Source organism: Microbacterium suwonense (assembly GCF_030296555.1).
GTDB classification, from domain to species: Bacteria; Actinomycetota; Actinomycetes; order Actinomycetales; family Microbacteriaceae; genus Microbacterium; species Microbacterium suwonense.
The window spans coordinates 1,278,063-1,289,610 of the sequence record NZ_AP027728.1 but is presented as its reverse complement, the minus strand read 5'-3'; the positions used below and the strand labels follow the sequence as shown (position 1 = coordinate 1,289,610).

11 protein-coding genes are annotated in these 11,548 nt (G+C 70.6%); 7 read left to right on the top strand and 4 right to left on the bottom strand.

What is annotated here, in order from left to right:
- Positions 1-26: 26 nt before the first annotated feature.
- Both QUE33_RS06555 and QUE33_RS06550 read right to left on the bottom strand, forming a co-directional pair.
- Positions 27-1,325, bottom strand: a complete 1,299-nt coding sequence (locus QUE33_RS06555) for an O-antigen ligase family protein (RefSeq protein WP_286302628.1) — start codon at positions 1,323-1,325, stop codon at positions 27-29.
- Complete coding sequence (locus QUE33_RS06550; RefSeq protein ID WP_286302626.1) at positions 1,322-2,749, bottom strand: O-antigen ligase family protein; 1,428 nt, start codon at positions 2,747-2,749, stop codon at positions 1,322-1,324. Before QUE33_RS06550 ends, QUE33_RS06555 begins: the two co-directional genes overlap by 4 nt.
- A gap of 85 nt (positions 2,750-2,834) precedes the next feature.
- Here QUE33_RS06550 and manA point away from each other — a divergent pair, with 85 nt between their 5' ends.
- From manA to QUE33_RS06530, 5 genes are all read left to right on the top strand, one after another.
- Positions 2,835-3,707: a mannose-6-phosphate isomerase, class I gene (gene manA, locus QUE33_RS06545; RefSeq protein WP_350226528.1), complete on the top strand. Its 873-nt coding sequence runs from the start codon at positions 2,835-2,837 to the stop codon at positions 3,705-3,707.
- Positions 3,704-3,952, top strand: a complete 249-nt coding sequence (locus QUE33_RS16110; RefSeq protein WP_350226527.1) for a hypothetical protein — start codon at positions 3,704-3,706, stop codon at positions 3,950-3,952. The genes manA and QUE33_RS16110 overlap by 4 nt, the downstream gene beginning before the upstream one ends.
- 157 nt (positions 3,953-4,109) lie before the next feature.
- Positions 4,110-4,427, top strand: a complete 318-nt coding sequence (locus QUE33_RS06540; RefSeq protein ID WP_286302624.1) for a WhiB family transcriptional regulator — start codon at positions 4,110-4,112, stop codon at positions 4,425-4,427.
- A gap of 126 nt (positions 4,428-4,553) precedes the next feature.
- Positions 4,554-7,508 carry a glycosyltransferase gene (locus tag QUE33_RS06535; protein WP_286302623.1) on the top strand — a complete coding sequence of 985 codons (2,955 nt, stop codon included), beginning with the start codon at positions 4,554-4,556 and terminating at the stop codon, positions 7,506-7,508.
- Positions 7,505-8,890 (top strand): DUF5719 family protein, encoded by a 1,386-nt coding sequence (locus QUE33_RS06530; RefSeq protein ID WP_286302621.1) that lies wholly within the window; start codon positions 7,505-7,507, stop codon positions 8,888-8,890. Before QUE33_RS06535 ends, QUE33_RS06530 begins: the two co-directional genes overlap by 4 nt.
- A 49-nt stretch (positions 8,891-8,939) precedes the next feature.
- Here the strand turns inward: QUE33_RS06530 and QUE33_RS06525 are convergent, their stop codons facing one another.
- A complete protein-coding gene (locus QUE33_RS06525) occupies positions 8,940-9,371 on the bottom strand; it encodes a hypothetical protein (protein WP_378760379.1) in 432 nt (143 codons plus the stop codon).
- Between the two features lie 65 nt (positions 9,372-9,436).
- Here QUE33_RS06525 and QUE33_RS06520 point away from each other — a divergent pair, with 65 nt between their 5' ends.
- A complete protein-coding gene (locus tag QUE33_RS06520) occupies positions 9,437-9,661 on the top strand; it encodes a DUF3499 family protein (protein ID WP_286302620.1) in 225 nt (74 codons plus the stop codon).
- 31 nt (positions 9,662-9,692) lie between these two features.
- Here QUE33_RS06520 and QUE33_RS06515 read toward each other — a convergent pair whose 3' ends face one another.
- Positions 9,693-10,502 (bottom strand): RDD family protein, encoded by an 810-nt coding sequence (locus tag QUE33_RS06515; RefSeq protein ID WP_286302619.1) that lies wholly within the window; start codon positions 10,500-10,502, stop codon positions 9,693-9,695.
- Between the two features lie 16 nt (positions 10,503-10,518).
- Between QUE33_RS06515 and QUE33_RS06510 the strand changes: the two genes are divergently transcribed.
- Positions 10,519-11,508, top strand: a complete 990-nt coding sequence (locus QUE33_RS06510; protein WP_286303078.1) for a stage II sporulation protein M — start codon at positions 10,519-10,521, stop codon at positions 11,506-11,508.
- The last annotated feature ends 40 nt before the right edge of the window (positions 11,509-11,548 follow it).

The window sequence follows — 11,548 nt, the reverse complement described above, 5'->3', positions numbered from 1 at the left end:
GAGACAGGGAGTGCGCACTCGGCTGACTACTTCTCGGGACCCAGCGTCGGGATCGTGCCGGTCTGTGCGTCGTCGATGTTCTGCCGCCACGATCTGCTCTGACCCGCGCGCAGCGCACACAGCACCAGCAGCAGCCAGCCGGCCCCGACGAGTGTGAAGCTCTCGAACATCGATTCCACGGCCAGCGTGACAAGCAGCAGCGGCGTCCAGGCGTACACCACCGAGCGGCGCACGCTGGCGACCAGCCACGACCGCACGATGGCTACGCCGCCGAAGATCAGGAACAGCGCCAGCCCCACCGCGCCGAGTTGGAGAAGCACGTCGAAGTATGCGTTCAGCGCGGACTGGTGATGGTCGGAGAGCTGGAAGTTGATGTAGGGGAACGGGTATTCGCTGCCTGTCCAGGTGCCGAACCAGCCGTAGCCGGTGATCGGCTTGTCGGCGACGAAATCGAGGATGGTGTTCCACAGATCGGCGCGGGTGGAGAAGTCCGATCCGGCGTCGAGCAGCCGGATGATCTGATGCCGGCGCGCGAAGGCGAACACGAGCCCGGCGGCGACCAGCGCACCCAGCACCCACTGCACCGTTGCGCGCCGAGCAGGTGCGGTGTGGCGCACGATCGTCAACGCGAGCGTCGCCACGCCGACACCGGCAGCGAGCACCACGACGGACGGCGAATCGGACAGCAGTGCGAGAAACCCTCCCAGCGCGACGGACAGCACGCCGACGACCCGGTGCACCGACTGCGTACGCCACTCGATCACAAAGGTGATCAGGGCGACCACGGCGATGAATCCGAGCATGTTGCGGGTTCCGAAGATGCCCTGGATGGGGCCGCCCAGGGCGAGATTGCCCTCGATCCCGAACGCGGCGAACGGCATATCCAACAGGATGCCCGACATGATCTCCATCCCCAGGGAGAGCGCGAGCAGCCAGCGCAGTGTGTCGCCGATGGCGCGCACGGTCTGCAGCGTGTCGCGCACGTGCCCGATCGTGATCGCGATCGTCGCGCAGCCCAGCAGCGTCAGCCACCCCAGCACCGTGTGCGGGCGGTTCGACGACCACAGCACGCTGCTGATCGCCAGCGCCAGGAAGCCGAGCAGAGAGGTCGGCGCGAAGCGCAGCAGCGAGAGCTCCTCACGCCGGGTGACCAGCATCCCCACTCCGATGACCGCGATGACTCCGAGGATCGTCGCCAGAGTCGTCGCCGACGTCAGCTGCTCGATCAGGAACGAGGCGAAAACGGCCGTGAGAGCGGTGAGCGTGTAGGCGCGGGCGAACTCCGCCGATCCGAGCAGCGAGACCACGAGTCGCCGTGGGGTCATGGCGCCCGCCGCACCTGCGAACCGCGCGGTCCGTGCGAGATGACCGGCGTGCGCTCGCCGATGCCGACGCCGATCAGCGGCACCGACTTCATCTTGAACGAGAGCAGTACCAGCAGCAGCCAGCCCCACAGCATGATCGGCGCCGACTCCGCCAGCCCCTCGAACAGCAGCGCCGTCGTCAGCAGCAGCGGCAGCAGCGCGATCGCCGAATACGGGCGCCGGGCGTCGAGATCCCAGCGCGGCCGGTCGATCGCGAAGAACCAGGCCCGCCAGGTGAGGGCGAGCCATGCGATCGCCATGAGCACCACGCCGACGATGCCGAGCTGCAGGAAGACATCCAGCCACATGTCGTGCGCGTGGAACACCGTCAGCCCGTGATCCATGATCCAGTCGTGGAACGCGGGATCCCAGGGCACCCAGGGAGAGGAGAAGCCGTTCCCGAACACCGGCCGGGTGATCGCACGCTCCCACACCGCCTGCCAGATCTCCAGCCGGCCGGTCAGATCGGAGTCCTTGCCGAACAGCTCCAGAATGCGCTCGCGCAGCAGCACGGCGGTCGTCGTGCCGCCCACAGCCACGATCGCGCATGCGGCGTACACGGCTCTGCGAGCGCGCGGGGTCTCCGTCAGACGCGCCAGGATCGCCGCCGCGAGAACGGCCAGCAGCACCGCGATGCCGAGATACACGGTCGTGGACGCCGCCTTCACCAGCAGCACCACGGCCAGAGCCGCCCAGGCGATCAGCATCCCGCGTCGGCGCACCCGCGCCGCGTACAGCACGCCGAACACGATCAGCGAGAACAGGCACATCATCGCGAGAGTATGCGCATTGCCCACCACACCCTGGATGCGCCCGTCGTCGAAGAGGTTCCCGCGCACCCAGTAGATGTGCGGATCGATCTTTCCCGGCGGCACCTCCGCGAAGTTCGGCAGGATCGGATGCCGCAGCACCAGCGCCACCCACAGCTCGATGAGCACGGAGAGCGTCAGGATCGCTTTCAGCGTCGTGGACAACGCGCGCGCGATCTCCTGCCAGCTCAGCATGGTGGCGGCCAGCATGGCCGTCATGGTCACCGCGCCCAGCAGCATCCAGGTCAGCAGCGTCGCGCTGGGCCAGCGGGACCATGCCACCGACACCAGCGCGAGTGCCGCATAGCCCAGCGCCACCCACGGCAGACGACGCCAGGGGAACCGTGTCGGCCTGCTCTTCACGACTGCCGGGATCCAGATCCCCAGCGCACCGAGCGTCAGCACGATGATCACGACGACCGAGCCGACCGGGCCCACCAGGTTGTAGACCGCGGTGTGCGCGAAGACGGTGAACAGGCACAGCACCGTGTACGCGCGCACCATCAGATGCCCCGTCGTCTCTCGGGCGGGTGCAGCGGGTGGTGCCGCCACAGGATGCTTGGTGTACACGGCCATCGGGTTCAGGCTACCTCGCTCGGTCGCCTGTGCCGTGGTGACACCGCGCCGTACACCGGGGCGAGAACGTTCTACGCTGAGAGCCATGCTGCTGACCATCACGAACGAGCCGCGCGACTACGCCTGGGGCTCGACGACGCTGCTGGCCGGACTCGAGGGGCGCAGCCCCTCGGCGGGACCCGAGGCGGAGGTGTGGTTCGGGGATCACCCGGGCGACCCCGCCGACGTCGCCGACGGGGGAACGCTCGATGCCGTCACCGGCGGCTCGCTGCCGTATCTGCTCAAGCTGCTCGCCGCCGCCGATCCACTGTCGATCCAGGTGCATCCGACGCGGGAGCAGGCGCGTGCCGGCTTCGCGCGCGAGGCGGGGATGGATGCCGCCGACCCGGCCCGCAACTATCGCGACGACAACCACAAGCCCGAGCTGATCGTCGCCCTCAGCGATCGTTTCGAGGCGCTCAGCGGACTGCGCCCGCTGACGCAGACGCGGCGACTGCTGGCATCCTTCCCCGACACGCCAGGCGTGGTGGAACTGCGCGACCGGCTCAGCAAGGGCGACGAGCCGGAGGCGCTGCGATCCACGATCGGCTGGCTGCTCTCCGGCACGGCCGACGCAGCCGTCGCCGATGTGATCGACGGGCTGCGCACGGCGGATGCCGAGGGCTTCGCCGAGACTCTCACCGCCATCCGCGGGATCGCGCAGCGCAACCCGCGCGACCCCGGCGTCGTGGTGGCGCTGCTGATGAACTTCCTCGTGCTGCATCCCGGAGAGGCGATCTTCCTGCGCGCGGGCCTGCTGCACGCCTATGTCTCGGGCCTGGGAGTGGAGATCATGGCTGCCAGCGACAACGTGCTGCGCGGCGGACTCACCCCCAAGCACATCGACGTCGACGAGCTGCTCGCGATCGTCGACACCTCACCCGGTGAGGTGCCCGTCCAGCGCCCCGGGGAGAAGTGACGGCGTACGACGTGCCGGTGGCGGACTTCGCGCTGCGCCGGATCGAGCTGTCCGGTCAGCAGAGGCTGCAGGTGGCCGGCCCCGCCATGGTGCTCGCCACGGCGGGGGATGTCGCCGTGACCGGTGCCGCGGGCCGGGCGACGCGGATCCGCGTCGGCACGGCCGTGTTCGCGACGGCGGATGAGACCGAGCTGGTGCTGCGCGGAACCGGCGAGGTGTTTCTGGCCGAGCCCGGCCGGAACTGAGCTGCGAGCCCGGTCGCGACACGCCGGAGAACATCCAATGAACCTTAAAGCGGCCATTGAGGGTTTACGATCTGCGACTTGACCGGAGCGAATGACACGGGTGTAATTAGGTGAAAGCACGGCCCGTGGGGGGCACAAGCAGGGTTGGGAGATCGAGATGACGGGTTACCGCTCAGACGTTCCCGAGAATTGGTTCGTCGATCCGGTGAACCTCGGAGTTCCGGGTGTTCGCAGGGCAGAGGCAGAGGACGACGGCGCTCTCGCATGGCAGGCCGACGCGCTATGTGCGCAGACCGACCCCGAGGCGTTCTTCCCTGAGAAGGGCGGCTCCACGCGGGATGCCAAGCGCATCTGCTCCACCTGCGATGTCCGCGGTGAATGCCTCGAGTACGCGCTGAACAACGACGAGCGCTTCGGCATCTGGGGCGGACTCAGCGAGCGCGAGCGTCGCAAGCTCAAGCGCCGCGCCGGCTGATCGGCACCAGGCAGCATGAAACCGGCGGGATGCGCGTCCTCGGACGCGGCATCCCGCCGGTTTCTTCGTGAACGCGCCGACGTGGTGACCGGCGGGGCGCACGCCCCTGCATAGGCTGACTAGGCCATGCCAGCACCTGTCCACGCCATCATCGTCGCGCGCTCCGGCGAATCCGCGAGCGTTCAGCTCGGTCGCACCCTCGACGCGCTGCGCGACCAGCGCACTCCTCCCGCCGCAGTGACGGTCGTCGTGCTGGGAGACGCCACCCGCGTGCGCGCGCTGTCCGGCATCGGGTACATCGTCGAGGGGATCATCGAGGCACGCGCGAACACCACGTTCTCCGAGGCCGTCGCCCTCGCCCAGCCGCGTGTCGCGCCAGGCAGCGCCGTCTGGCTGCTCGCCGAGGACACCAGGCCGGATCCCCGCGCACTGCACCTGCTCGCCGGAGCGCTCGAGCGCTCGCCATCCGCTGCGATCGCCGCACCCAAGCTCGTGCAGCAGCACGATGATCGGGAGATCGTGTCGCTGGGCGTCAGCATGACGCGTGCCGGCCGCGCCGTCGAACTGGCCGCCGGAGAACTCGACCAGGGTCAGCACGACGATCTCGAGGATGTGCTGGGCGCCGATGTGCGCGGTGTGCTCATCCGCGGCGAAGCGCCCGCCGTGCTGCGCCCGGACACGGCGCTGGCCGGTGCCGACGAAGGCCTCGACCTGGGTGTGCGGGCGCGTCTGGGTGGCGCTCGTCTGGTGCTTGTGCCGAAAGCACGCGTCGGCGTGCTGCCGACCGGGCCCGCGGCTCAGCCCCGCAACGCCATCGCGCGAGCATGGGCGACCAGAAGGTCACAGTTGCACCGCCGCCTCGCGTACGCGCCTGCGGTCGCCGTTCCGCTGCACTGGCTCTCGCTGCTCCCGCTGGCGCTATGGCGCTCGATCACCCATCTGATCGCGAAGCGTCCCGGCGAGGTCGTCCCCGAGTGGGGTGCGGCGCTCACGAGCATGGTGAGCCTGAGGGCGCTGACCCGCTCCCGCCGTGCCATCCGCTCCTTCCGACGCGCCTCCTGGGCAGACATCGCCCCACTGCGCGTGAGCAGGGCGCAGCTGAAGCAGCGGCTGGACGACGGCCACGGCAGTGAGCGCGGGGTCGTGAGCGAACTGAACTTCTTCGGCGGCGGGGGCGCGTGGACGGTGCTCGCCGCACTGCTGGTCAACCTGGTGGCCTTCGTCTCGATGCTCGCCTGGCCGGCGATCGGCGGCGGCGCGCTGCTGCCGCTGCGGCAGACCGTCGCCGCGCTGTGGGCGGATGCCGCCTGGGGGCTGCGCGATCTCGGTCTGGGCATCGTGGGGCCCGCCGACCCGTTCACCGGCGTCCTCGCCGTGCTCGGCAGCCTGTCACCAGCCGCCCCATCGCTTGCCCTCGTGGTGCTCTGGCTCCTCGCACTGCCGCTGGCCGCGCTCGGCGGCTGGTTCGCCGCCACACGCGTCACCGACCGGGCAGGGCTGCGCATCCTCGGCGGCGTGCTCTGGGCGCTCGCCCCCACCTTCCTCTCCGCGCTCGTGCAGGGCCGGCCCGCCGCGGTGCTGCTGCACCTGGTGCTGCCATGGGTCTTCCACACCGCCGTGGTCGCGCATCGCTCCTGGGGAGCCGCCGGTGCGGCATCCGTGCTCATCGCCGCGGCACTGGCCTGCTCGCCGTCGCTCGCGCCGGCATTCGTGCTGCTGTGGCTCCTGGCCCTCGTGCTCATGCTCGCCGGACGACGCCTGCGCGGTGCTGCGCGACTGCTGTGGCTTCTGATCCCGAGCACCGCACTGTTCCTCCCACTCGTGATCCGTCAGCTGCGCAGCGGCGATCCGTGGGCGCTGCTCGCCGATCCGGGTGTCGTGCTCCCGCTGGACGCGGTCGGTCGCGCCGACATCGTGATGGGCTTCCCGTCGGTCGACCGCGCGGGCTGGGAATGGTTCGCGGGCGGCGTGCTCATCGACTGGGTGCCGCTGCTGCTGATCCCGCTGGCCGTGCTCGCGCTGCTGTCGGCGCTCTCTCCGCGCTGGCGTGCCGGATACGTACTTCTGGCGACGACGCTCACCGGCCTGGCCACCGCGCTGCTCGCACCGGGTGTGGTGGTGTCCTTCGCCGCGGGCGTCGGCGTGTCGGTGTGGCCCGGCACGGGGCTGAGCCTGGCCTGGCTGGGGGTGGTCGGGGCCGCGCTGGTGACCCTGGACACCGTCGTCGCGCTTCGTCCGCTGCGCACCGGTGCTTCGCTGGTCGCCGCCATCGCGGTCGCCGTATGCGCGCTGCCCGCTCTGCTGGCCGTTCCGACGGGCCACGCCGAGGTGCAGAACGGCCCCACCAGCACGCTTCCCGCGCTGGTGGCGGCGCAGGCCGTCGGCGACGCCGATCGCGGCACCCTCGTGCTGACCCCACTGGACGACGGCAGCCTCTCTGCAGGAGTGGTGTGGGGTGCGAGTGCCACGCTGAGCGCGCAGACCACCCTGGTCAGCACGGCCACCGCGCCAGTGGGCGATGACATCAGCGCGACCGCCGTGGACCTGCTCTCCGGACGCGAGTTCGACGCCGCCGGGGCTCTCGCACGGCAGGGAATCAGCTTCGTGCTGCTCGCGCAGCGGCCGCAGGAACAGGACCGCGCTCGCACGATGCGCGAGGAGGCGACGACCTCCGTCGACCAGCGGCCTGGGTTCATCAAGGCCGGGCAGACAGCGCGCGGGATGCTCTGGCGCGTCGACGGCGACATCGCGCCGCGCCCGCCGCTGACGCCCAGTCAGGGCGCCATCGCCTCGCTGGTCACCCTGGTGCAGCTGATCATCCTGCTCGCCGCCGTGCTGCTGGCGATCCCCACCCGCGCATCCCGTCGTGCCGCGCGCTCCCGGTCGCGGATCGTGGGACGGATGCCGGATGAGCCGATCGTCCTTCCCCGTCAGCGCATCGTCGACCATCATGATGTCCAGGCCGCACCTGCCGCCGTGGAGGCCCCGATCATCGAGGAGCCCGAGGCGCAGGCGGCTCGCGAGCACGAGCCGGAGCACTCCGTGCCCGAGGACGTCGACGGAGCGGAGGCCACCCGATGAAGCAGCGAACCGTGCGCCTGGCTACGACGGGAGCCCGCATCGCCACTGGCGCCGTGCTGGCAGCGGCCTGCGTTGCCGGCGCCGTCGCGTCCGTGCCGGCGCCGTGGCCCGAAGTGCGCAACTCGCCGGCGGTGACGATCGTCACGCCTGTGCCCCGTGACGTCGTGCTCGTCTGCAACGGGGCGTTCCGAGTGCTGGGGCGCGACGCCACCCAGGCCGGGCTGATGGTGTCGGCGGCGCCGCTGCGCCTGCGCGTGGACGGCGCCGAGGACGAGACCACCACCGCACCACTGGAGATGCCCGATGTGACCGGTGGCGAGGGCGCGCAGGCGATCGTCGGCGCGGTGCAGAACCGTTCGGTGCCGCAGATCGCAGCAGCCGAGTCCGTGCAGCTGTCCGACGAGGACGCGGCCGGTTTCGCGGCCGCACCGTGCCGAGAGCCCTCGCTGACCAGCTGGCTCGTCGGCGGCGACGTGTCCACCGGCGCCTCCGACATCATCATCCTGTCCAACCCCGGCGAGGTCACCGCCACCGTCGATCTCGACGTCTACGGTGACGAGCGCTCCGCCTCGACGGTGGTCGTGCCCGCCAAGACCCAGCTCGGCGTGCCGCTGGCATCCGTCGCCGCCGGCTCGCGATCCCCGGTCGTGCGGGTGGTCTCCACCGGCGCGCCGGTGCGGGCGGCGCTGCAGTCGACGCTCGTGCGCACCCTGGATCCGGTCGGCATCGATCTGCAGGACGGCGTCAGCGGCCCTCAGAAGACGCAGGTCATCCTCGGGGCCCGTGCCACGCCTGCCACAGAGGGCGACGACGCGGTGGGCATCGTGGTGCGGATGCTCGCACCGGATGCCGATGCGCAGGCCACCGTTCAGGTGAGGTCCGCCGCATCCGGCGAGAGCATCGACGAGTACCCGATCGAGCTGACGGCGGCCACGCCCGCCGAGATCTCACTGGCCGGGCTGGCCGAGGGTGCCTACGACATCGAGGTGTCATCGACTGCTCCCGTGGTCGTCGGCGCCCGCCAGACCGTGCGAGCGGGCGCGGAGGAGGACCTGGCCTGGTCCCTGCCCTCGCCCGAGCTCACGGCGGACGCACGCACGACGTTCTCGGTGCCCAGCGGCGCGCCCGCGACGCTGTACCTGCGCAATCCTCAGCCGGAAGCGATCACGGTTCGGCTCGAGGGTGCCGATGAGCAGGTGGTGCAGGTCGACGCGGGCGGGATCGCCGCGGTCGCTCTGCGCGCGGGCGGGCACACCCTGACGGCCAGTGGAAGCGTCAATGCCGCGATCGGCATGCGCGGGGGCGACGGGTCTGCGGCGATCGCCGGCTGGCCGCTGTGGCCGGGAGCCGCGACGCAGCAGCCGATCGTCGTGCGCCCCTGACCCGACACACACTGCGATCCCGCGGATCGAGCACGGTGGCGCGTCATGCTCAGTGGTCGTGCGGGTCGGGGCCGAACTCCCAGGGCTCGCGGCCGACATACTCCGCCGCTGCGTGGAACACGGCGGTCTCGATGGCGATCCGGCGGTGCAGAGCGTCGTCGTGACCCTTCGGCAGCAGGCGCTCGATCGGAACGCGGAACAGCGACACCCGCTTCCCGGCGTGATCGACGCGCCAGCGCGGGATGCCGTCATCGCGATCGCTGGTCGGCATGGCCGCGATCTCGAACCGCACATCACGCAGCTCCTCCCACGAGCCGCGCAGGTACTCCACCGCGCTGCCGACGGTGACGTCGAAGCGATCGAGGCGGCCGTCCAGAGGAGGAAGCGGAGGACGCACGACCTCACTGCGCCCCAGACGGCCGTGCCGGCCGTGGCGCGCTCCGCGCCGGGTGGAGGGGCGCGGTGGTCGACGTCGGTGCATGCCGAAAGTCTAGGACGCCGCGCGGCAGCCGCGCATCCGGCGGCGACGGTTCTAGCCTGAAGGGGATGGATGACTCACTCCGCACCGACGAACGACTCTGCTCCAAGGTGGCCTGCGCGCGCGAGGCCGTGGCGACGCTCACGTTCGACTACGGCGACCAGATGGCCGCGCTCGGCCCGCTCGGTCCTGGAGGGGATCCGCACGCTCACGATCTGTGTGCGCAGCACGCCCAGCGGCTCTCGGTCCCGGCCGGCTGGGTGGTCGTCCGCCATGAGGCCATGCGACACTGATTTGCATCTTCTCGATGTGCGTCGGGCCGTCTCAGATGCGTATGCGACGCCCGGTCAGCCGCTCCGCGCGGTCGTCGGCGATCGTCAGCGCCCGCTGCTCGCGCTGACGCCGCAGCACGGTCACCCCGCGAAGCAGCTCCTCGGGCGCCACCGGCGGCAGCGGCGAGACGAAGGCGCTCACCTCGGATGCCAGCTCCTGCGCCACGCGCACGCGCGCGGCCGGAGAGAGCTGCTCGGCCCCGGCCAGGAACTGCGAGACGCGCCGGGCCAGCCGGTCGGGAAGACGCGCGACATCTGCGATCGGCGCCCATCCGATCAGCGACGGCGGCAGGAACGGGGCGTGCTCGACGAGCCGGGGCGTGCGCACCCGCTGACAGTACGTGCCCGCCACCAGATCGCCCAGCCGCTGCGAGCGCGCCGTGACCGCACCCGCGATCACGGCACCGCCGCCGAGGGTCAGATAGATCTCCAGCACACCCACGAGCGCGCGGATGAAGGTGTGCCGGAAGGTGATCGCACCGCCGTCGACGCGCACGACGCGGCCGCCCACGGCGAGCTTTCCCAGGCTGCGTCCGCGCAGCGCCATCTCGACCGTGATCGGCAGCACCAGGAAGCTGATCGCCGCTGACCAGATGCTCAGTATCGCCATCGTGTGCTCGTCCAGCAGCCCCTGCGACAGCAGCCAGATCTGCAGGATGATGAACGCGGCGAACAGCGCGAAGCCGATCAGCATGTCGATCAGCGCGCCGGCCGCGCGCAGCACGAAGCCGACCGGCTGCACATCGATCGCGACGGCCTCGCCGGAGAGGATCTCCTGCTCATCGGTGATCGGTAGAGACATGAGTACAGTGAATCACGTGGATGCCGATGCCCTCGCCGACGCGCGCCGCCCCGAATGGGAGCGGCTGGACGCACTCAGCCGCCAGCGTCATCTGACCGGCGCGGAGGTCGATGAGCTCATCGTGCGCTATCGCGCGGCATCCGCCGATCTGGCCGAGCTCAAGACCTCGGTCGGCGACTCCCCGCAGGGCGCCTACCTCTCGACGATCCTCGCCGCCGCGCGACTGCGCCTCACCGGGGCGTCCGAGAACATCGTCGCCCAGACCGTCCGCTTCTTCACGCTGCAGCTGCCCGCGGCGCTGTACCGGCTGCGCTGGACGACCGGGGTGATCGCTGTGGCCTTCGTGCTGGTCGTGCTCATCAGCGGCGCCTGGATCGCCGCCGATCCCGCGCGCATCGCCACCCTCGGCACCCCGGACGCGCTCGCGCAGTATGCCGAGGAGGACTTCGTCGACTACTACGGGCCGATGGCGTCCTTCGCCGGAATGGTGTGGTCGAACAACGCCTGGATCGCGCTGCAGTGCGTGCTGTTCGGCGTCACCGGCATCTGGCCGATCTGGATGCTGATCCAGAACGCCATGGGGCTCGGCGTCGCCGCCGCGGTCATGGCCGCGCACGGACGACTGGATGTGATGATGCTGCACATCCTGCCGCACGGCATGCTCGAGCTGACCGCGATCTTCATCGCCGCCGCCGCGGGACTGCACATCTTCTGGTCCTGGGCGGTGCCCGGTCGCCACACCCGGGCGCAGTCGCTGGCGTCCGGTGGACGGGCACTGGCCACCGTCGCGATGGGACTGGTCTTCGTGCTGCTGCTGTCTGGGCTCGTGGAGGGCTTCATCACCGGATCCGCACTGCCCTGGGCGGTCAAGATCGGCATCGGCGCCGTCGCGCTGGGAGTGGTGCTGTTCTACATGCTGGTGATCGGCCGGCGCGCTGCCAGGCAGGGCGAGACCGGAGACCTGATCGAGTACGAGGCGGGCACGCCGACCCTGGTCGCCGGCTGACGCCCGACCTGCCGGCCGTCCCCGCCGCAGACGCGAGGAG

Coding starts and splice junctions, on each gene's coding strand:
- QUE33_RS06540 (WP_286302624.1), top strand. CDS start 4,110: ATGACGGGTTACCGCTCAGACGTTCCCGAGAATTGGTTCGTCGATCCG.
- QUE33_RS06555 (WP_286302628.1), bottom strand. CDS start 1,325: ATGACCCCACGGCGACTCGTGGTCTCGCTGCTCGGATCGGCGGAGTTC.
- QUE33_RS06525 (WP_378760379.1), bottom strand. CDS start 9,371: ATGCACCGACGTCGACCACCGCGCCCCTCCACCCGGCGCGGAGCGCGC.
- QUE33_RS06530 (WP_286302621.1), top strand. CDS start 7,505: ATGAAGCAGCGAACCGTGCGCCTGGCTACGACGGGAGCCCGCATCGCC.
- QUE33_RS06535 (WP_286302623.1), top strand. CDS start 4,554: ATGCCAGCACCTGTCCACGCCATCATCGTCGCGCGCTCCGGCGAATCC.
- QUE33_RS06515 (WP_286302619.1), bottom strand. CDS start 10,502: ATGTCTCTACCGATCACCGATGAGCAGGAGATCCTCTCCGGCGAGGCC.
- manA (WP_350226528.1), top strand. CDS start 2,835: ATGCTGCTGACCATCACGAACGAGCCGCGCGACTACGCCTGGGGCTCG.
- QUE33_RS06550 (WP_286302626.1), bottom strand. CDS start 2,749: ATGGCCGTGTACACCAAGCATCCTGTGGCGGCACCACCCGCTGCACCC.
- QUE33_RS06520 (WP_286302620.1), top strand. CDS start 9,437: ATGGATGACTCACTCCGCACCGACGAACGACTCTGCTCCAAGGTGGCC.